Source organism: Shimia sp. (assembly GCF_049116215.1).
In the GTDB taxonomy this organism is placed as follows: domain Bacteria; phylum Pseudomonadota; class Alphaproteobacteria; order Rhodobacterales; family Rhodobacteraceae; genus Shimia.
Genome location: NZ_JAGDZB010000001.1, coordinates 997,688 through 1,018,212 on the forward strand (window position 1 = coordinate 997,688; position 20,525 = coordinate 1,018,212).

Genomic DNA, 20,525 nt, shown 5'->3' on the forward strand with positions numbered 1-20,525 from the left:
TGTGGTGATGATCAAGGAACCGCGTTCAGGCCGTGTGAAAACCCGGCTGGGCCGCGACCTCGGCATGACCGCCGCCGCCTGGTGGTTCCGCCACCAATCCGCTGCCCTGCTGCGCCGTCTCGATGATCCGCGTTGGAACCTGATCCTGGCCGTTGCGCCGGATCACAAAGGCCTCACGTCGCGTGTTTGGCCAGCTCACCTGCCACGCGTGCCACAAGGCACCGGCACCCTCGGCGACCGCATGGCGCGACAGCTGCGTTTCCACCAAGGCCCCACCTGCATCATTGGTGCTGACATTCCCGGTATTCGGCCAGGCCACGTCGCTGATGCCTTCAAGGCGCTGGGCGATCATGACGCGGTGTTCGGTCCAGCCCCGGATGGCGGCTACTGGCTGGTGGGTTTGAAACACGCCCCCAAACCAGGCCTCTTTGCCAATGTGCGCTGGTCCACGGAACACGCCTTGGCTGACAGCCGTGCCACCCTGCCCGATGCGCGCATTGCCACCATCGCCACGCTGGCAGATGTGGATACCGCCATCGATCTGGCGCGTCTCTAAGCTTTCTCATTCCCCAAATATCTCGGGGTTGAATTGGGCCACAGGCCCAAGAAGGGGCTGGCCCCTCAACTTGCCCCCAGTTTTCTCCGCGTGACCTCCCCGCATCACCGTGCTAGGGCCACCCCATGCCTATGCCCAGCAAAGAGGAAGTCCTTGAGTGGATTTCCGAGAACCCGACCCTCACCTCCAAACGTGACATCGCCAAAGCTTTTGGCATCAAAGGGGCTGCGCGCATTGACCTGAAGCGCCTGCTCAAGGAGCTGGAGGCCGAAGGGCATCTGCAAAAACGGAAGAAAACTTATCGCGATCCGGAAAGCCTGCCGCCGGTCACCGTGTTGCAGATCCTTGAGGCAGACGCCGATGGCGATCTTTTTGCCCGCCCTCTGGAATGGCATGGCGAAGGCGAAGAGCCCAAAATTCTGGTGCTGCCCCGTGCGTCTGATCCGGCGCTGGGCGCAGGCGACCGCATTCTCGGTCGGCTGACCAAGCTGGATGACGGCGACATCCAATATGAGGCCCGTCTGATCCGCCGGATTGGCACCAACCCGCGCCGCGTGCTGGGCATGTTCCGCAAAACCGCCGAAGGCGGTCGCATCCTGCCCATCGACAAGGGCGACGGCAAAGAATGGTCCGTGGCCTCCGATCAAACCCACGGCGCCAAGGACGGCGAACTGGTCGAGGCTGAGCAATCCGGCCCCAAAGGCCGACTTGGTTTGCCGCGCGCCCGTATTGTGGCCCGCATTGGGGATCCAACAGCACCCAAAGCTGTGAGCCTGATCGCCATCCATCAACATGGCATCCCAGACACTTTCCCCGATGAGGTGCTATCAGAGTCTGATAAAGCCAAGCCGGCGCCTTTGGGTCAACGTGAAGACTTGCGGGACATGCCGTTTGTCACCATCGATCCGGCCGACGCGCGCGACCATGATGACGCCTGCTGGGCGCATGCGGATGACGATCCAAAAAACGAGGGCGGCCATGTGCTTTGGGTCGCGATTGCCGATGTCGCGCACTACGTGACATCCGACACGGCGCTCGACCGAGAGGCCCGCAAACGTGGCAACTCTAGCTACTTCCCGGACCGTGTGGTGCCGATGCTGCCGGACCGCCTCTCTGGCGATTTGTGCTCACTGCACGAAGGTGTGCCGCGCGCCGTGTTGGCCCTGCGCATTCAGATCGACAGCAAGGGCAAAAAAATCGGCCACCGCTTTACCCGCGCCATGATCCGCTCTGTGGCGTCATTGAACTACGGCGAAGTGCAACAGGCGCAAGACGGCCATCCAAATGAGCGCTGCGCGCCGATAATGGATGAGATCATCACCCCGCTCTACGCAGCATATAAGGCTCTAACAAAGGCCAAAGCCGAGCGTCAGCCGCTTGCACTCGACCTGCCGGAACGCAAAATTGAGCTCTCGGACGCAGGCGAAGTCACCTCTGTGAACTTCCGCGACCGCTTTGACGCCCACAAACTGGTCGAAGAGTTCATGGTGCTCTCCAACGTCTGCGCGGCTGAGACGCTGATTGCCAAGAAATCTCCGCTGCTGTTCCGTGTGCACGAGGAACCGAGTCCCGAGAAACTCACAGCCCTACGTGACACCGCCCAGGCCGCTGGCCTGACGTTGGCCAAAGGGCAGGTGCTGCAAACGCGCCATTTGAACCAGCTGCTGGATGCCGCCGCAGGCACGGAACAGGCGGAACTTATCAACATTTCCACCCTGCGCTCCATGACGCAGGCGTATTACGCGCCGTCCAACTTCGGCCACTTCGGCCTGGCGCTGCGGGCTTATGCGCACTTCACCTCGCCGATCCGGCGGTATGCCGACTTGATCGTGCACCGCGCTCTGATTTCGGCGCACGGCTGGGGCGATGACGGCCTCACACCCGAGGCCACCGAAGTACTCGAAAAAACCGCCACCCATATTTCGGACACCGAACGCCGCTCAATGCTGGCGGAACGGGACACGACGGATCGCTACCTTGCCGCCTATATGTCCGAACGGATTGGCAATGAGTTCACCGGACGGGTGAGCGGCATCGCCCGCTTTGGCGTGTTTGTGAAGCTGGATGAAACCGGTGCGGATGGCCTGATCCCGATGCGTGAGTTGGGGCAGGAATACTTCCACTTTGACGCGGAGACCAACACGCTTCTGGGCTCTGACACAGGCATCGTGATTGGCTTGGGGCAACGTGTAACGGCGCGCTTAAAAGAGGCGACTGCGGTCACCGGCGGCATCGCGCTTGAGTTGATCTCGCTGGATGGCGAGCTGGTCAAACGTGCTGGTCGCGGCGGCAAGGGGCGGGGCCGCGGTGGCCCCACCCGGCGCAAGGCCACCAAAGCAAAGCACAAGGCGGCCAAGACCAAACGCAAGGTCACTCGGCGGCGACGTTAAAAAACGCCTGCATGACTTTGCCAATGTCCGGATAAATCGCCTCCCGCACACGCGCCACATAAGGTGCCAAGGCGGGCCGCGCCTCGGTCGCCTTACGCAGGTCGGTGGCAACAGGCAGCGTCAGGATCATATCCAGCACCGGCGCGACCGCCGCGTCTGCGGCTGTTGGCGTGTCGCCAAACAGGAATTGTTGCCCGTCCAACTTGGCGTCGATCACCTCAAGGTCGTTGTCAAACCGCGCCTGACGGTCTTCTGGCGAGAACCGCGCAATGCCCTCAGACATCAAACCAGCTCGCACATGGCCGCGGGCCTCTTCCGCCGCTTGCTCCCGCATTGGCTCCGGCACAGCGGCAAAGAAGATCTCTTTCATCACGGCCCAACACGCGTCATTCAGCCAGCGATCATGCACCAGCCCAAGCCGCAGGCTCTCCTCCACCGTGCGGATCAGGGCGTGGGTTGCCGCCTTTTCAATCCGGCTCAATCCCGGCATGAAATCCGCGCCTTTAGACTCTAAATAGGCCTGAATGTTGTGGCTGTCCGGGATCAAGGTCTCGCCAACCCGTGCCACCGGCACCTTGCCCAATGGCAGCGCTTCAAAATCCTGAACCATTTCGGGCTGCCAATCGACCTTGGCCATTTCCAGCAGGCACATGGCTTTCAGGCAAAACGGGGAATGGGTTGGAAACTGCGCGTCACCGGGAAATGAAATTAGCTTCATGGGAACTCTCCACTGATTGATTGTGGCGACAGTCCTACAGATGCCTCTTGTCAGTTTCTGTCAGTAGGGTGCAGTATCCCAAAATCATGAGCCGTACCGACCGACTGTTCCACCTTATGCAGGCCCTGCGCGACCTGCCGCCCCCCGCCACAGCCCAAGCGCTGGCGCAGGAAACCGGCGTGTCAGAGCGCACAATCTATCGCGACATAGATAGCTTGCGTGGCCTCGGTGCCGTGATTGACGGTGAGGCCGGGTTTGGGTTCACACTTATTGAAGACGCCACTTTGCCGCCTTTGGGCTTTGTCCCGGAGGAAATCGAAGCCTTGGTTGTGGGGCTCAACGAGGTCATGGAGGTGGCTGATCCATCGCTGGCAGATGCAGCAAAATCGGCACTAACCAAGCTCAAATCGCGCCTTCCAGAGGGGCAGGCGCATCGCTTGAAACACGCTGTTTTGACCGCAAAGCGCTTCCACAAGCCCCCAGAGATCACCATCGACGCAGGCGCCCTGCGCCAAGCTGCCTGGGAAGAGCGGACAGTGGCCTTTGACTATGGCGATGCCGAAGGCCGGCCCAGCACGCGCGAAGTTGATCCGCTCTCCATCGTCTTTATGCAGAATGTGCATTGCCTCCTGGCTTACTGCCACCTGCGCGCCGACTATCGGGCGTTTCGCTTGGATCGTATGGTCAATCTCGACATCACCAACCGCTCCTTCCGCCCACGTCGGATCCCCATGTTGCGGGAGTTCAAAGCGCGACTCGAAGCGGAGCAATAACAATCGGCAATTCCCCGCGCCTCTGATTGACAGCGCTTTTGCCGCTCCCATCGCCGCGCTACACTTCCTTAAACAGGCAGGGAAAGTTGTGATGCGGACATTTGGGTTTTTGGTGAGTTTGGTTATTGGCTCCGTCGTTGCGTCAACGGTCTCTGCAGGCGCCCCATCACAGTCGTTGCGCCCAGTTCTGCGCCCGTTGGCGGAGATTCTGAACGCGCAAAACCCCATCGAAGTGGCCGCCTCCACCAAAGGCCTGCAGCGCTGGATCAAACGCTACAAATCACGCGCCCTCAAGGCGGGGATCAGCGCGGCAGTTTTTGACCGCGCCTTCCAGGGCGTTCAATACAACGCCGACATCATCAAGAAAGACCGCAATCAAAACGAGTTCACCAAGACCATCTGGGATTACCTTGATACGGCCGTCTCTGACGCACGCATCAACAACGGCAAGGCCGCACTAAGCAAACACAACGCCACCCTGCAAAAGATTGAAAAGCGCTACGGCGTCGACAAAGAGGTTGTGGTCGCGATCTGGGGGCTGGAGAGCGCTTATGGCACCTTCAAAGGCAGCACGCCGGTGATCGAGGCCCTGGCCAGCTTGGCCTATGACGGGCGCCGCGGTGATTTCTTTGAGGAACAACTCACTGCCGCGCTCAGCATCCTGCAAAACGGCGACGTCACTGCGCAGAATATGAAAGGCAGCTGGGCTGGCGCCATGGGCCACACCCAATTTATGCCAACCTCGTTCCAATCTTATGCCGTGGACTTCACCGGCGATGGCAAACGTGACATCTGGTCGGGTGACCCAACCGATGCGCTCGCCTCCACGGCCGCGTATCTCAAGCATTTTGGTTGGAAGAAAAATCAGCCCTGGGGTGTGGAAGTGAAACTGCCCAAAGGGTTTGATTACGCCTCCGCCAACCGCGAGAACCTGAAGAACCCCAGCGAATGGGCGCGTCTGGGCATCAAGGACATGCGTGGTCGTGCCGTGCCCAATCATGGCAAGGCCTCGATCCTACTACCTGCCGGCGCGCAAGGGGCGGCCTTTATGATCTTCAAGAACTTTGACGTGATCGAGCACTACAACACGGCCGATGCCTATGTGATCGGCGTCGGTCATCTCGCAGACCGCATTCAGGGTGGCCCAGCCATTCAGGGAAATTGGCCACGTGGCGATCGTGCACTGACATATAAGGAGCGGATTGAGTTGCAAAAGCGCCTGACCAAAGCTGGGTTTGACACCAAAAAGATCGACGGCAAGATTGGCCCACTCACCATCGCCGCTGTACGTGAATATCAACGCTCCGAAGGCATGGTGCCGGATGGATATGCGTCTCTAACGCTGCTGAAAACTCTGCGTTAAGGCATCAAAAAAGGCGCGTCTCATTCCGGCGCGCCTTCTGTTCTGTCAGGAGTATCTTGCCTATTCGCGGCCACTGACCACAATCACCTCTGTGCCCAACGGAACCTGCTCGTAGAGCTGTTCGATGTGCCAGTTGGCCATGCGTATACAGCCGTTAGAGCTGGGTGTGCCAATCGACTGCGGCGCGGTGGTGCCATGGATGCGGAACAGCGTGTCACGGCCATTCTGGTAGAGATACATCGCCCGCGACCCCAATGGGTTGTTAGGGCCACCCGGCATGCCGTCTTCGTACTTGGCGTAAGCCGGATTGCGCTCGATCATCTCTTGGGTTGGACGCCAGCTGGGCCATTCCACCTTGCGATCAATGGTGGCGCGGCCTGAGAAGTTGAGCCCTTCCTGACCAATCGCCACGCCATAGCGCACGGCGTTGCGCTCATCCTGCATGTGGTACAGGTGGTAGGAGGCCAGCACCACAACCAGCTGTCCCGGTTGAAAACCGTATTTCTTCTTCACCCGGACCTCTTTGGGTTTCAGGTGCTCCATCAGTTCGAAATCACCGCCTTGGGCGGCACGTAGGATATGGGGGGTGGCCAGAAGGCTGGCGCCAGCGGCAAGGAAATGGCGTCTATGCATAAGTACTCGTTCCGTTTACGTGCAAAATCTATGCCACAGACGTGACAGCGGGCAAAGTCAGGTGGTCCCGACTTTGCCCATATTCCCCAAAATATGCTGTGAAATCGCTAACGTTGCTTAGCTAGGCGACATGCCCCGCAGCCGCTCAGAGCGACGCCGCAGCAGTTCCACGGTTGCCAACAGCAGGATGGAGATCCCCACCAGGATTGTGGCCACCGCCAGAATGGTTGGGCTGATCTGCTCGCGCAGGCCGGTGAACATCTGCCATGGCAGGGTTTTCTGGCTTGCAGATCCGACAAACAGCACCACCACAACCTCATCAAACGAGGTGATAAAGGCAAACAGACCACCGGAGATCACACCCGGTAGGATCAATGGCATTTGCACCCGGAAGAAGGTGGTCACCGGGTTGGCCCCCATGTTGGCTGCGGCGCGTGTCAGGGAGCGGTCAAAACCCACCAGCGTCGCGGTTACGGTGATGATCACAAACGGAATGCCAAGCACGGCGTGTGCCAGAACCACTTTCACATAGCCGACAAAGGTCTTGTTCATGCCCAGCGTGCCTTCGAGCCAGTTGCCGATGTCGCTGTAGAAAAAGAACATACCTGTGGCGGAAATGATCAGCGGCACAATCATTGGCGAAATCATAATCGCCATGATCGCACGGCGTCCGGGTACATGGCTTTGGGACAGGCCAATCGCGGCCAATGTACCCAGGCTGACCGAGATCACAGTCGCAATTGGCGCAATGATCAGCGAGTTTTTGAAGCTGCGCTGCCATTCGTTGTTGGTGAAGAAGTCCTGATAGTGCTTCAGCGAGTAACCGGCTGGGTCAAGCCGCAGCATCTCCGGTGTGAACGTGAAGAAGTCCTGCGCGTTAAACGACAGCGGCATCACCACAAGAATTGGCGTGATCAGGAAGGTGAAGATCGCACCACAGATCACACGGAACGCATAGTGCCATAGCACCTGTCCCGGCGTCAGATACGGCAGCAGGCGGGCGCGATAACGGCCCTCATACAGCCAGTAGCTGAACCATTGGATAAACCAGCCATACAGCAGGCCAACGATTGCGGCCGCGAGACCACCAAACCAAAACCCAAGTGCGCCATAGAGCCCAATGGTGAGCCATTTGCCCAGCTTCTCGTTCTTGAGCACAAAGATGTAGAGCACGGCGCCAACAACAGCCATCAGCGCGCCAATCAACACACCCATAATGCCGGAGCCATTTGAGGTGCCGATGAACAGGCCAAAGAAGCCACCTGCGGCTGCCACAGTGGGCAGAACCAAAGACATCGGTTTGCGGGAAATCGGAGTGAGTGCAGCCATGGTTCTTATCCCAATTTCACGTTGTCGATGCCGACGATCTTGTCATAGCACCAGTAGAGTAGCAGGACGACGCCCAGCAGGATGGTGCCCAACGCCGCAGCGAGACCCCAGTTCAGCGAGCTTGAGATGTGATAGGCAATCCGGTTGGAGATGAAGACACCTTTGGTGCCACCCACAATTTCCGGTGTGATGTAGTAGCCAATTGCCAGAATGAACACGAGGATTGACCCAGCTCCAATGCCCGGAACGGACAGCGGGAAGTAGACGCGCCAGAACGCGGTCCAGTTGGTGGCGCCCATGGATTTTGCGGCCCGCAGATAGGTTGGCTGGATGGTCTGCATCACCGAATACATCGGCAGGATCATAAACGGCAGCAGGATATGCGTCATCGCCACAATGGTACCAAACTGGTTGTTGATCATCACCAGCCGGGCGTCATCCGCCACCAGGCCGATCCAAACCAGAACTTCGTTGATCACACCCTGTTGTTGCAGCATCACTTTCCAGGCCGAGGTCCGCACCAGCAGAGAGGTCCAGAACGGCAGCAACACCAGGATCATCAGGATATTTGCGGTGCGGGCGGGCAGGTTGGCCAACAGCCACGCCACCGGGTAGCCTAGCAGAATACAGCTCACTGTGATCATCAGCGACATAAACAAAGTCCGCTGGAACAGTTTGATTAGAATACGTTTGTCTTCCGGCTGCGCCTGCGCGCCTTCCGGAGTGCGCTGCATGTCAATCGCGTTCAGGAAGTAGCCGTTGGTGATCTTCACGGAATGGGTCTTGATCACCGCCCAAGTGGTCACGTCACCCCATTTTTTGTCGATGTCGATCAATTGCTCTTTGAACGGGCCATCGGTGGCCGGATCCAGCTTTTTGATCTTACGTCCGGACTTGCGGAACAAGGACGACATACCAGTATGTTCGTAGTTGAGGCGCGTGCCCAACCGGGTGTGCCGTTTTGCGTCAATCGCGACCACCATATCCGCAACAAATGCTGCATAGAGCGCTTCATCTGGCAACGCACCGGACTCGGCATCCCAATTTTGCAGCTCGGCCACTGTCAGCGGCAGTGTTTCGACAACAATGTCGTTCTCAACCGACTTGAACAGCATTTTGCCAATCGGGAAGATAAAGCTGACCAGAACAAACACCAACAAAGGCGCAATCAGCATCAAGGCACGTGTTTTTTGCAAGCGGAGTGCCCGAGCGAGGCTTTTCTTTAGCGGTGTGCCGTCGGCGGCGAGCATCGGCCCGCTTTGGGAGGTGGCGTCGGTCATAATGTCCCCGTTTTGTCTCACATGTCAGGCTTATGTGACGCCCGATCTTTTGTGGAGAAACAGGGCCGCCCAACGCGGCCCTGTCTTTAGCTTGCTAAGCGGACTTATTTCGCCAGCCACGCCTGGAATTTGGCGTCGATGTCGTCACGGTAGTCAGCCCAGAACTCGTAGTTGTACAGGAAAGTGTTCTGCGCGTTGTTAGGATCGGTTGGCATGTGTGGCGCCATGTCGATGCCCAGTTCCGCGTGCTTACCAACCAGCGGTGCGGAAGACGCACGTGCTGGACCGTAAGAGATGTACTTGGCCTGATCCGCCAGACGCTGTGTGTCTGTCGCGAACATGATGTAGTCCAGTGCCTGTGCTTTACGCTCATCAGACAGACCAGCTGGGATGATCCAACCATCAAGGTCAAACACTTGTGCGTCCCACAGCATGGCAACCGGCTGCTTCTGCTCTTCGATCACAGAGAACAAACGGCCGTTGTAGGTGGAGCCCATCACAACTTCACCGTCAGCCAGCAGCTGAGGTGTGTCCGCACCAGCAGACCACCAGATCACGTCGTCTTTGATGGTGCCGAGTTTGGCCAGAGCCTGATCTTGACCTTCCGGAGTTGCCAGAACGTCATAAACGTCGTCTTTTGCAACGCCGTCACAGAGCAGAGCCCATTCCATGTTGTTGATTGGGCGCTTTTCCAGCGAACGCTTGCCTGGGTACGCATCGGTGTCAAACACGTCACAGATGGTGGATGGCGCAGTGTCGCCTACCAGATCGGTACGGTAGCCGAATGTGGTCGAGTATACGATCTGCGGGATAAAGCAGTCGGATACCAGCAGGTCTCCGAAGTCTTCAGAAGCAGAGGTGCCATCTGGCGCAGCGGCCAGTTGGGTGTCTGCGTCGATTTCCATTGCCAGACCTTCGTCACACAGACGGATCGCGTCTGCAGCCACAACGTCCACAACATCCCATGTCACGTTGCCGGCTTCGTTCATCGCACGCAGCTTGGCCACGGCTTCAGCGGAGCTATCATCGTTGATGATGGTCACGCCGGACTTCGCAGAGTAGGGCTCGTGGTAGGCTTTCAGTTGCGACTTAGAATACGCGCCGCCCCAGGATACGATGGTCATTTCCTGCGCCATGGCGGCAGGGGCCACCAGTGCGGTTGTGACGGCAAGAGCTGTCAGCTTGGTTTTCATTGGATACACTCCTTGTTGATTTCTTATGGTCTGTTGTTTTTGGGTCCGGATCTTCCGCCCGGTTTGTGTGCGCCAGCCCGTTTTAGGCGTCCAGCGCACGGCAATCTTCAGGCAACCAGCCAATTTCAATCTGCTGACCTGGGGTGAGGCGCTCCACATCCGGGGCGTTCCGAGTCTTAATTACAAACTCTTCATTGCCCGCAACCGAAAGACGTGTGCGGAAGATATCACCCATGTAGATGAACTCTTTCACTTCAGCTTTCAGGGTGTGCGCGCCTTCCTGAATCCGGTCTTTGTTATATTCAACACGTTCCGGACGGATCGACACGCGGGTGCGGGCACCCGGCTTCACGCTTTCATGCACTGGCTTACAGTCGATCAACTCGCCGTCGTCCAGTTCAACAATTGCGATGCCGTTGTTGATCTCTTTGACCACGCCCTCGAGCGTGTTGTTCTCGCCGATGAACTGCGCCACAAAGCTGTTTTGTGGGTTTTCATACAGGGTGTCCGGTGGATCCAATTGCTGAATGCGGCCGTCATCAAACACCGCCACGCGATCTGACATGGTCAGCGCTTCGGTCTGGTCGTGGGTCACATAGACTGTGGTGATGCCCAGATTGTGCGCCAGGTTGGTGATCTCAAACTGCATCTTTTCACGCAGTTGTTTGTCGAGCGCACCCAGTGGCTCATCCATCAGAACCAGTTCGGGTTCAAACACCAGTGCGCGCGCCAAAGCGATACGCTGTTGCTGACCCCCGGAAAGCTGGGCAGGCCGGCGGCCGCCAAAGGCACCCATTTCGACCATGTCCAAGGCACGCATGATTTTCTCTTCGCGCTCGGTTTTGCCCATTTTGCGCACTTCCAGTGGGAAGCTCAGGTTCTCCGCAATCGTCATATGCGGGAACAGCGCGTAGTTTTGGAACACCATGCCAATGCCGCGTTTGTGCGGTGGGATGTTGTTGATGGAGGTTCCGCCAAGGCGAATATCGCCGTGGGTTGCCGTTTCAAAGCCTGCCAACATCATAAGGCAAGTTGTTTTGCCAGAGCCGGATGGGCCCAACATTGTCAAAAACTCGCCTCTTGGAAGGCTTAGGTTCAGATCTTTGACGACGAGGGTCTCACCATCATAGCTCTTTTGCACGCGGTCGAATTCGACAAACGCGTCGTTAGATGCACTATCAGCCAATAATCGGCTCCCTGTGTTGTCGGTCGGCAGATTTACTCTGCTCGTCTGTCTCAAGTGTAACCACACCTGAGCTTAAATGCGCAAGCCAGCATTCCGTATGGGAAAGTCTGCCAGCCTATTGGTAGGGTCGACGTCTGTTTGCGACACTTCGGTGACGATTTTCGCCAATTATGATCAAATGGTAAACCCATAAGTCTGCAAAACTTCAAAGTATTTCCGGCTAAAGTTGCAAAGCCTCCGCTAGAGCGGACAACAAAAAAACCCGGAGCAGGGCTCCGGGTTGATCAAATTTGCGCAAAGAATAGGCAGATTACTTGTAAAGCCCTTCGGATTTGATCTGTTCAAAGGTCTGGTCCAACGCGCGAGTCGCCCGCTCAATCAGCACGTCGATGTCGTCACGGGTCATCACCAGTGGTGGAGAAATGATCATCCGGTCGCCCACATGGCGCATGACCAGATTGTTGCCGAAGCAGTGCTCGCGGCATTTGTAACCCACGGTACCGGCCTCTGCTTCAAACGTGGCACGCGTCGCTTTGTTGGGAGTCAGTGCAATGGAGCCCATCATGCCGACAATCTTGGCTTCGCCCACCAGCGGATGATCCGCCAGCGCTTCCCATTTCTCTTTCAGATACGGTGCCACATCGTCACGCACATGCTCGACAATTTTCTCTTCCTCGAGAATTCGCAGATTCTCCAGCGCCACCGCACAAGACACGGGGTGACCAGAGTAAGTGTAACCATGGTTGAATTCGGTCGCGGCCACCACTTCGGCGACTTCGTCACAGACAATGCTGCCACCAATCGGCGCATAGCCTGACGACAGGCCTTTGGCGATCGACATGATATGGGGTTTGATGCCCACGGTCTGGCTGCCAAACCAATTGCCAGTGCGGCCAAAGCCACAGATCACCTCATCCGCAATCAGCAGGATTTCATATTTGTCACAGATGCGCTGAATTTCCGGCCAATAGGTCTCTGGCGGTATAATCACACCACCAGCTCCCTGGATCGGCTCGGCAATAAAGGCCGCCACGCGATCTTCGCCCAGCTCCAGAATCGCTTCTTCCAATTCTTGCGCGCGCTGCAGGCCAAAGTCTTCCGGTGAAATGTCCCCGCCTTCGGCCCACCAGTTTGGCTGGTTGATGTGGTGAATGTCCGGAATTGGCAGGCTGCCCTGTTGATGCATGGGCACCATACCGCCAAGGCTTGCCCCTGCCACTGTTGAGCCGTGATAGGCATTCTTGCGGCTGATAAAGACAGTCTTGGTGGGTTTGCCTTTAGCGGACCAATAATGCCGCACCAAACGCAGGTTGGTGTCGTTCGCTTCCGAGCCGGAGCCCGCATAAAACACATGGTTCAGATCGCCAGGTGCCAATTCCGCCAGCTTTGCGGACAACGCAATCACCGGCACATGGGTGGTTTTGAAAAACGTATTGTAATACGGCAGCTCGCGCATCTGACGAGCCGCCACATCTGCCAGCTCATCGCGGCCATAGCCGATGTTCACACACCACAATCCCGCCATCGCGTCGAGAATTTGCTCGCCTTCGCTGTCGGTCAGCGTCACGCCTTTGGCCTGGGTGATCACCCGTGCGCCAGCGTCATGAAAATCGTTCTGGGTGGAGAACGGGTGCATGTGGTGCGCCACATCCAGCGCCTGGAGCTCCGCAGTGGGCAAGTGATTGGTGATCGCGTTCATGGCTAACCTCGCAACAGAATCAGGGTGGGCAAAACGGCCAAATCACCGCTTCACATCTCTTGTCACAAAAATATGATCAAATTCTGATTAGTCAATCGTCTCGCTAAATGCGGTGCCATCCCGCAGTGCCGCACGGATCTGTTCCATGCCTTGCACCACATCTTCGCGCATTGCATCGGCGGTGGATTGCGCATCTTTGGCCCTCAAAGCGTCCAGTGCAGTCTTGTGATTGTCGGGCAGATTCTGCGTGCCCATACGCCCACAGACCACCCGCATCGACGGCCCGAATCGCAGCCAAACACTGTTGGCCACATCCATCAGAGTAGGCGCATTGGCCACCGCATACAGCTTGGCGTGAAAGGCATAGTTCTGCCGCAGGTAGGCAGACACATCGCCCCGCGTGATCGCCTCATCAACTTGTGCATCAATCGTTTCCAGCGCTGCAATATCTGTTGCCGTGATCTTCTCCGCGGCATGCGCAGCTAGCCGCGATTCCACGGTTTCTCTCAGAAAAATAAGGTCATCTATGGCATCCACGGTCAGCATCGGCACCACCACACGCCGGTTGCCGCGAAACTCCAGCGCCCCTTCACTGGTCAATCGGCGAATCGCTTCGCGAATGGGGGTCATGCCGGCACCGGTGCGTTCGATCAAACCCTGGATGGTGACCGCCTGTCCCGGCGCCAATTCGCCAAACAACACCGCATCGCGCAGCTGCGCATAAACCTGCTGATGCACCGGGACGCGAGCCGCGTTTTCGTCGCTGTGATCAAAACCTTGTCCCAATTTCCCAGTGCCTTCCATTTGTGCAATCCAATCCTCAATGCGATGTGCTAGAACGTATAATCATCGGCAAAATGCACAAGCATATTGCCATAACGCAAAAACTTGATCAAATTAATCTCACAGAATGCGACCGGGTCGGAACCTGGCGTCCAACGGGAGAACATCATGAAGACATCCTTCATCGCACTCGCGGCCACAATGGCGATTGGTGCAACTGCTGCCACCGCCGAAGAGGTGCGCGTTTACAACTGGTCTGACTATATCGATGAGGCTCTTTTGGCCAAATTCGAAGAAGAGACCAAAATCAAGCTGATCTACGACGTGTTTGACAGCAACGACGTATTGGAAACCAAAATGCTGGCCGGCAACTCCGGCTACGATGTGGTTGTGCCCTCTGGAACCTTCCTGCAGCGTCAGATCGCGGCAGGCGCGTTCCAGAAGCTCGACAAATCCAAACTGGCCAACGCTGGCAACATGTGGGACGTGATCGCAGATCGCACCGCAAGCTACGACCCCGGCAACGAGTACTCCATCAACTACATGTGGGGCACCACCGGCATTGGTGTGAACGTTGGCAAAGTGAAAGAAGTGCTGGGCGACGACGCCCCGATTGGCTCTCTCGCGTTGATCTTCGATCCTGCCAATATGGAAAAACTGGCCTCGTGCGGCGTGCACGTGCTGGACGCAGCGGATGAGATGATCCCGGCGGCCTTGGCGTATTTGGGCGAAAACCCTGACAGCCACGACAAAGATGTGATTGCCAAGACCGAACCACTGTTCACCGCAGTTGCGCCTTACATTCAAAAGTTCCACAGCTCCGAGTACATCAATGCACTGGCAAACGGGGACATCTGTGTGGCCGTGGGTTGGTCCGGCGACATTCTGCAAGCGCGTGACCGTGCCGCAGAGGCGGAAAACGGGGTTGAAATTGCCTACAACGCACCGTCTGAGGGCGCGTTGATGTGGTTTGACCAAATGGCCATTCCAGTGGATGCGCCCAACGCTGAAGCTGCGCACAAGTTCCTGAACTTCATCATGGATGCGCAGAACATGGCGGATGCGTCCAACTACGTTTACTACGCCAACGGCAACAAGGCGTCCCAGCCCTTGCTGGAAGAAGACGTGATTGGCGATCCGGCGATCTACCCGGACGAAGCCACGCTGGAAAACCTCTACACCACCTCGCCATACCCACCAAAGGTACAGCGCGTTGTGACCCGTATGTGGACCAAAATCAAATCCGGCACCTAAGCCTGATTGACCCTGGCTCGCGCACCTGTTGCGCGGGCCACTTTGACTTCTCCAACATTGCCGGAGCCCGCCATGGCGCTTGATGTCTTTGCCCCTTGGGATGATCCCAACGCAAAACCCCTCATTCAATTTCAGAACGTGACCAAACGCTTTGGCGACTTCACGGCGATTGATGACCTGACCGTGGACATTTTTGAGAAGGAGTTCTTTGCCCTTCTAGGTCCCTCCGGCTGTGGCAAAACCACAATGATGCGCATGTTGGCGGGATTTGAAACGCCCACTGAAGGGAAGATCCTGCTTGCGGGGCAGGACATTGGCGCTGTGCCGCCCAACAAGCGCGCTGTGAACATGATGTTCCAGTCATACGCGCTGTTCCCGCATCTCTCGATTTGGGAAAACATCGCCTTTGGCCTGAAACGGGACAAGATGCCCAAGGAACAGATTGGCGAGCGTGTCGAAGAAATGCTGCGGCTGACCCGGCTTGAAAAATTTGCCCGTCGCAAACCCCACCAGATCTCCGGTGGTCAGCGCCAGCGCGTGGCGCTTGCGCGCTCCTTGGCCAAAGCGCCCAAGTTGTTGTTGCTTGATGAACCGCTCGGCGCACTCGACAAGAAGCTACGCCAAGAGACCCAGTTTGAGCTGATGGACATTCAGGAAACCACTGGCACCACCTTTGTGATTGTGACCCACGATCAGGAAGAGGCCATGACGGTGGCAAGCCGCGTGGCGGTAATGGACCATGGCAAGATCATTCAGGTGTCCACACCGGATGTGATTTACGAGGCGCCCAACTCCACCTACGTGGCGGACTTCATCGGCGACGTGAACCTGATTTCAGGCAAGGCTGATCCGCAAGGCGAAAAGCTGCACATGCATTGGGCCGAGGGCCAACCTGCTGTGGTGGGATCTCCGCTGGACGGGGCCGCAAAAGGTCAGGACGTGCACTATGCAATCCGGCCCGAAAAAGTCTCCATTTCAGCGGAAAAGCCTGACAACGCCGCCAACGCCATCCAGGGCGAAGTGCACGACATTGCCTACCTCGGCAACATCTCGACCTACCACGTGCAGCTACCAGGTGGTCAAATCATCAAGGCGCAATCCGCCAACAACCGCCGTATCTCCCGCCGTGCGTTTACCTGGGAAGACAAAGTATGGCTCAGCTGGACAGACACCGCCGGTGTCTTTCTGGAGCGCTAAGCGATGCGGTCCGCGGCAAGTTTTCTCCTCGCACTCACAATTGGCGCCCTTGGGCTGGCTACGTTGGTGAGCTTCGGGTCTCTCCTGAACACTCTGTACCTATTTGGCCAGCTTCTGTTCCTTGGCGCACTCGATCAAATCAGCTTGCAGACTTTCCTGGTGTCCTCGTTGTCATTGGCGCTGCAGTCGGCTGTTCCTGCTGGTATCGCTTGTGGAATTTGGTGGCTGCTCAGCGGTGAATTGAGAGATGCGATTGCAAAACGGTTACTTATCGGAACGCCTTACGTCTGGCTGCTGGCCCTGTTCATTGTGCCGTTTGTCATTGTCTTCAAAATCTCCCTATCCGATTTGGCCGTGGCGATTCCGCCATACACGCCAACCCTGGACTTCGCCGAAGGCTGGGCCGGACTAAAAGCCTTCTTTGCGGAGTTGGATTTTGAGAACTACATCTGGCTGACCGAGGATGATCTTTATTGGAAAGCCTACCTTTCCAGCCTCAAGATTGCGGTGATTTCGACCCTGCTGACGCTGCTGGTTGGTTACCCCATTGCTTACGGTATTGCCCGCGCCCCACAAGAATGGCGCGCCATGTTGTTCATGTTGGTGATCCTGCCGTTTTGGACCAGCTTCCTGATCCGCGTCTATTCCTGGATGGGGATTTTGAGCCAGGAGGGCTACCTCAATCAGGTGCTTCTCTGGCTCGGCGTGATCAACGAGCCGCTGATCATCCTCAATACCAATATCGCGGTCTATATCGGCATTGTTTACACCTACTTGCCGTTTATGATCCTGCCGATCTACGCAGCCTTGGAAAAGCTCGACATCAGCCTGCTGGAAGCGGCCGAGGACCTCGGCTGTTCCCGTTTTTCCGCCTTCTGGCTGGTGACAATTCCACTCTCCAAACAAGGCATTATTGCCGGCAGCTTTCTGGTCTTCATCCCGACCATCGGTGAATTTGTCATCCCGTCACTTCTGGGCGGTTCGCGCACACTGATGATTGGTAAAGTCCTCTGGGAAGAGTTCTTCTCCAACCGCGATTGGCCGGTGGCCTCTGCGGTGGCTGTGGTGCTCCTGCTGATCCTGATCATTCCCATCGTGCTCTTCCAACGCAACGAGCAGAAACAGCGGGAGGCCAACCAATGAGACGCATGACTTGGTTCAACGTCACCTCGCTGACGCTTGGCTTTGCCTTCCTTTATCTGCCCATGCTGATCCTGATCATCTTCAGCTTCAATGAAAGCAAACTGGTCACTGTTTGGGCGGGATTCAGCACTAAATGGTATGGCGAAGTGCTGCGCAACACCGCTTTCCTGGACGCCGCCTGGGTGACCATCAAAGTGGCATTCCTCAGCTCCTGCCTCGCGACAGTTCTCGGCACCATGGCTGCCATCGTCATGGTTCGCGCGGGGCGGTTCCGCGGCCGCACCGTGTTCTCTGGCATGATCTATGCGCCGATGGTGATGCCCGAAGTCATCACTGGCCTCTCCCTGCTACTGCTGTTCATCAGTCTTGGCATGGATCGCGGCGTCTTCACCATTGTGCTGGCACACACCACTTTTGCGATGTGCTACGTCTCCGTGGTGGTCAGCTCGCGTTTGGTAAGTTTTGACCAAAGCCTCGAGGAAGCCGCGCTTGATCTGGGCTGTTCGCCAGTGCAAGCCTTCCGCCTCGTGACCCTGCCGATCATCGCTCCGGCGGTGATCTCCGGCTGGCTGCTGGCTTTCACCCTGTCGCTGGACGATCTGGTGATCGCGTCCTTCACCTCTGGCCCCTCGGCCACCACCTTGCCGATGAAAATCTGGTCCTCGGTGCGTCTAGGTGTGAGCCCGGAAATCAACGCACTCTCCACCATCATGATCTTTGTGGTGGCGATTGGGGTGATCACTGCCTCGCTGATCAACAAGCGCAATGTGGTGCGGCAACAGCGTGAGGAAGCGGCGGCAGAAAAGCTGGCATGAGACGTATCTGCGACCCGTTTGCCTACTCGGATGGACCGGTAGAAAGCAGCTTTTGGGCTGAAACAGTGCCTGTTTCGGCCCGTCCAGCCCTGTCTGGTGACGTGACCACGGAGGTTGCGATCATCGGCGCGGGGTTCACTGGTCTCAACGCCGCGCTCAAGCTGGCGGAAGCGGGCGTCGACGTCACCGTGCTGGACGCCAAGCAGGTTGGCTGGGGCGCGTCCGGGCGCAACGGTGGCTTCTGCTGCCTTGGTGGCGCCAAAGCATCTTACAAGTCTCTAAAAAGGCGCTTTGGCGAAGAGGCGCTGTCAGACTATATGACTGCCGAACGCGCGGCAGTCGATCACGTGGACGGCCTTCTTTCCCGATTTGACTGGGATGTGGATCAGCACAGCGAGGGCGAAACCATGCTTGCCCACAATGCCCGTGCCGCTGCTGGCTTTGCGCAAGAGGCAGAAGACCTCGCCACGCTCTACAAAAAACCAATAGACGTAATCGCCAAAGAAGACCTCGCGGATCGTGGCTTCGGAGGCGGGTTTTATGGGGCCATTACAACCCCAATTGGCTTTGCACTGAATCCACGCAAATACGTCTCTAGCCTGGCCCAATCCGCTGAAAAAGGCGGTGCCACACTCTATGGCGATACGCCTGTACTAGAGACCATTCAACAGGGAGGCCTCTGGCTGCTCAAAACGCCGCAGGGGCAGGTCACAGCCAAAAATCTGGTGATCGCCACCAATGGCTATTCCAGCGAGTCCACCCCGCCATGGCTCGCCGGGCGCTTCCTCCCGGCGCAATCCAGCGTGATTGTCACACGGCCGATCTCACCAGCAGAACAGGCCGCGCAAGGCTGGACCTCGCGGCAGATGTCCTATGACAGCCGCAACCTGCTGCACTATTTCCGCCTGATGCCCGACAACCGCTTTCTGTTTGGCATGCGCGGTGGTCTCTCAACCTCCAAACGCACCAGCGACCAGATCAAGCTGCGCATCCGTCAGCATTTTGAGCGGCTCTTCCCCGCCTGGGCACACATCGAAACGCCGTATTACTGGTCCGGTTTTGTCTGCTACAGTCGTGGTCAGACGCCGTTTGCAGGCCGCGTTCCTGGTGTGAAAAATCTATATGCGGGCTTTGCCTACCATGGCAATGGCGTCGCCATGGGCAGCTATGCCGGTGCTTTGATTGCGCAGGATATCCTGCAGGAATCGACCCTAATACACCCGAACATCATGCGTGCCACCCCCAGGCGCTTCCCCCTTGGCCGCTTTCGCCGCTTGGCGATGTATCCGGGCTATCTCTACTACGGTCTCAAAGACCTTTGAAGCGCTGCCACTTCTAGCTGTAATCCGGCAGCATAGGCTGGGCGGTCATTCTCAACTTGCCACAGGCAATAAGCGGCCATGCGGGCATGATAAAACGGCGCCAACTGCCGATAGCGCGCAATCACGTCGCCTTGGCCATATGTGGCTAGAAAATCACGAATATCAGTCTCTAATAGAGGTGATTGACGATAAAGGTGTTGCATCGCCGGGGACAGAAACACCGCGATATCCTCACAAGGATCGCCCACCGCCGGGCATTGCCAGTCAATGAGATGCAGCCCGCCCTCACTCTGTATCAGGTTCCCGGGCACAATATCGCTGTGCAAAAGCACGGCTTGCCCAGATGGCGGCACCACCGCGTTTGGCAAATCAGACAAAAATTGCGGGATCTTCTCACAGCGCCTTACAATCTCCAGCGTCTGCGCAATCAGCGCGGCAGAGCCATCCGCCACGCGTCGCAGCCCTTTGGGCGCGACTAGTCCATGCAGCTTGAGCATGAGTGCGGCAACGGAATTCACGTCCTGTTGCCAGGTGGTTCCGGGCACATGTGCGTAGACATTGCAGATGCCTAGATCGGTCTCGAATCCAGCCAAAAACGTCGGTGCCAAGCCCGTGGGTTGCAAATACTGAAGCAATTTCGCTTCGGCCTCTGGGTCATTTGGAAACAGCGGATTGCGCGCAGGGCCAGCATAAAGCTTCAGCACGATGTCGCCATATGCCCCGCATTCCCCATGCCAAGCCGTGTTGGTTCGCCCTCCAAACAGCGGATGCCATGCCGACGGCACCGCGCGCGTTGGAAGCGCATCGGCCAAATCCGCAATCACGGCGTCAGGTGGGGTAGGGGGCAGATCAGTCAGCGCGGCGGTCCTTGAGCAGAGCGCCGCGACGCTA

General features: G+C 57.3%; 18 protein-coding genes. 9 read left to right on the forward strand and 9 right to left on the reverse strand.

Annotated elements, in window-relative coordinates:
- The first annotated feature begins 7 nt into the window (after window positions 1-7).
- Window positions 8-556, forward strand: coding sequence for a TIGR04282 family arsenosugar biosynthesis glycosyltransferase (locus JXR15_RS04730; protein WP_422052249.1), 549 nt, complete (start codon window positions 8-10; stop codon window positions 554-556).
- A gap of 125 nt (window positions 557-681) precedes the next feature.
- Window positions 682-2,946, forward strand: coding sequence for a ribonuclease R (gene rnr / locus JXR15_RS04735; RefSeq protein ID WP_422052075.1), 2,265 nt, complete (start codon window positions 682-684; stop codon window positions 2,944-2,946).
- Here rnr and JXR15_RS04740 read toward each other — a convergent pair.
- Window positions 2,927-3,664: a glutathione S-transferase family protein gene (locus JXR15_RS04740; protein ID WP_422052076.1), complete on the reverse strand. Its 738-nt coding sequence runs from the start codon at window positions 3,662-3,664 to the stop codon at window positions 2,927-2,929. The two genes, rnr and JXR15_RS04740, sit on opposite strands and share 20 nt — an antisense overlap.
- Window positions 3,665-3,750: 86 nt before the next feature.
- Here JXR15_RS04740 and JXR15_RS04745 point away from each other — a divergent pair, with 86 nt between their 5' ends.
- The gene (locus tag JXR15_RS04745; RefSeq protein ID WP_422052077.1) at window positions 3,751-4,437 is read left to right on the forward strand and encodes a helix-turn-helix transcriptional regulator; all 687 of its coding nucleotides are present in this window, start codon (window positions 3,751-3,753) and stop codon (window positions 4,435-4,437) included.
- A gap of 91 nt (window positions 4,438-4,528) precedes the next feature.
- The gene (locus JXR15_RS04750; RefSeq protein WP_422052078.1) at window positions 4,529-5,800 is read left to right on the forward strand and encodes a lytic murein transglycosylase; all 1,272 of its coding nucleotides are present in this window, start codon (window positions 4,529-4,531) and stop codon (window positions 5,798-5,800) included.
- A 60-nt stretch (window positions 5,801-5,860) separates the two neighbouring features.
- Here JXR15_RS04750 and JXR15_RS04755 read toward each other — a convergent pair whose 3' ends face one another.
- From JXR15_RS04755 to JXR15_RS04785, 7 genes are all read right to left on the reverse strand, one after another.
- Complete coding sequence (locus tag JXR15_RS04755; protein ID WP_422052079.1) at window positions 5,861-6,433, reverse strand: L,D-transpeptidase; 573 nt, start codon at window positions 6,431-6,433, stop codon at window positions 5,861-5,863.
- Window positions 6,434-6,550: 117 nt separating this feature from the next.
- The gene (locus JXR15_RS04760; protein ID WP_422052080.1) at window positions 6,551-7,762 is read right to left on the reverse strand and encodes an ABC transporter permease subunit; all 1,212 of its coding nucleotides are present in this window, start codon (window positions 7,760-7,762) and stop codon (window positions 6,551-6,553) included.
- Window positions 7,763-7,767: 5 nt separating this feature from the next.
- Complete coding sequence (locus JXR15_RS04765; protein ID WP_422052081.1) at window positions 7,768-9,042, reverse strand: ABC transporter permease; 1,275 nt, start codon at window positions 9,040-9,042, stop codon at window positions 7,768-7,770.
- Window positions 9,043-9,146: 104 nt separating this feature from the next.
- Window positions 9,147-10,235, reverse strand: a complete 1,089-nt coding sequence (locus JXR15_RS04770) for an extracellular solute-binding protein (RefSeq protein ID WP_422052082.1) — start codon at window positions 10,233-10,235, stop codon at window positions 9,147-9,149.
- Between the two features lie 82 nt (window positions 10,236-10,317).
- Window positions 10,318-11,421 (reverse strand): ABC transporter ATP-binding protein, encoded by a 1,104-nt coding sequence (locus tag JXR15_RS04775; RefSeq protein ID WP_422052083.1) that lies wholly within the window; start codon window positions 11,419-11,421, stop codon window positions 10,318-10,320.
- Between the two features lie 310 nt (window positions 11,422-11,731).
- Complete coding sequence (locus JXR15_RS04780; protein WP_422052084.1) at window positions 11,732-13,120, reverse strand: aspartate aminotransferase family protein; 1,389 nt, start codon at window positions 13,118-13,120, stop codon at window positions 11,732-11,734.
- 87 nt (window positions 13,121-13,207) lie between these two features.
- The gene (locus JXR15_RS04785) at window positions 13,208-13,924 is read right to left on the reverse strand and encodes a GntR family transcriptional regulator (RefSeq protein ID WP_422052085.1); all 717 of its coding nucleotides are present in this window, start codon (window positions 13,922-13,924) and stop codon (window positions 13,208-13,210) included.
- 147 nt (window positions 13,925-14,071) lie between these two features.
- Here JXR15_RS04785 and JXR15_RS04790 point away from each other — a divergent pair, with 147 nt between their 5' ends.
- The 5 genes from JXR15_RS04790 to JXR15_RS04810 all read left to right on the forward strand — a co-directional run bounded on the left by JXR15_RS04790 (window position 14,072) and on the right by JXR15_RS04810 (window position 19,634).
- Window positions 14,072-15,157 (forward strand): polyamine ABC transporter substrate-binding protein, encoded by a 1,086-nt coding sequence (locus JXR15_RS04790; RefSeq protein ID WP_422052086.1) that lies wholly within the window; start codon window positions 14,072-14,074, stop codon window positions 15,155-15,157.
- Between the two features lie 72 nt (window positions 15,158-15,229).
- A complete protein-coding gene (locus JXR15_RS04795) occupies window positions 15,230-16,354 on the forward strand; it encodes an ABC transporter ATP-binding protein (RefSeq protein WP_422052087.1) in 1,125 nt (374 codons plus the stop codon).
- A 252-nt stretch (window positions 16,355-16,606) separates the two neighbouring features.
- Window positions 16,607-17,497 (forward strand): ABC transporter permease subunit, encoded by an 891-nt coding sequence (locus tag JXR15_RS04800; protein WP_422052250.1) that lies wholly within the window; start codon window positions 16,607-16,609, stop codon window positions 17,495-17,497.
- Window positions 17,494-18,312 (forward strand): ABC transporter permease, encoded by an 819-nt coding sequence (locus JXR15_RS04805; protein WP_422052088.1) that lies wholly within the window; start codon window positions 17,494-17,496, stop codon window positions 18,310-18,312. The genes JXR15_RS04800 and JXR15_RS04805 overlap by 4 nt, the downstream gene beginning before the upstream one ends.
- Window positions 18,309-19,634 (forward strand): NAD(P)/FAD-dependent oxidoreductase, encoded by a 1,326-nt coding sequence (locus tag JXR15_RS04810; RefSeq protein WP_422052089.1) that lies wholly within the window; start codon window positions 18,309-18,311, stop codon window positions 19,632-19,634. Before JXR15_RS04805 ends, JXR15_RS04810 begins: the two co-directional genes overlap by 4 nt.
- On the opposite strand, the gene JXR15_RS04815 is transcribed toward JXR15_RS04810, so the two are convergent.
- On the reverse strand, window positions 19,613-20,446 hold the full coding sequence (locus JXR15_RS04815; protein ID WP_422052090.1) for a phosphotransferase: 834 nt from the start codon (window positions 20,444-20,446) through the stop codon (window positions 19,613-19,615). The genes JXR15_RS04810 and JXR15_RS04815 overlap by 22 nt on opposite strands.
- Between the last annotated feature and the right edge of the window lie 79 nt (window positions 20,447-20,525).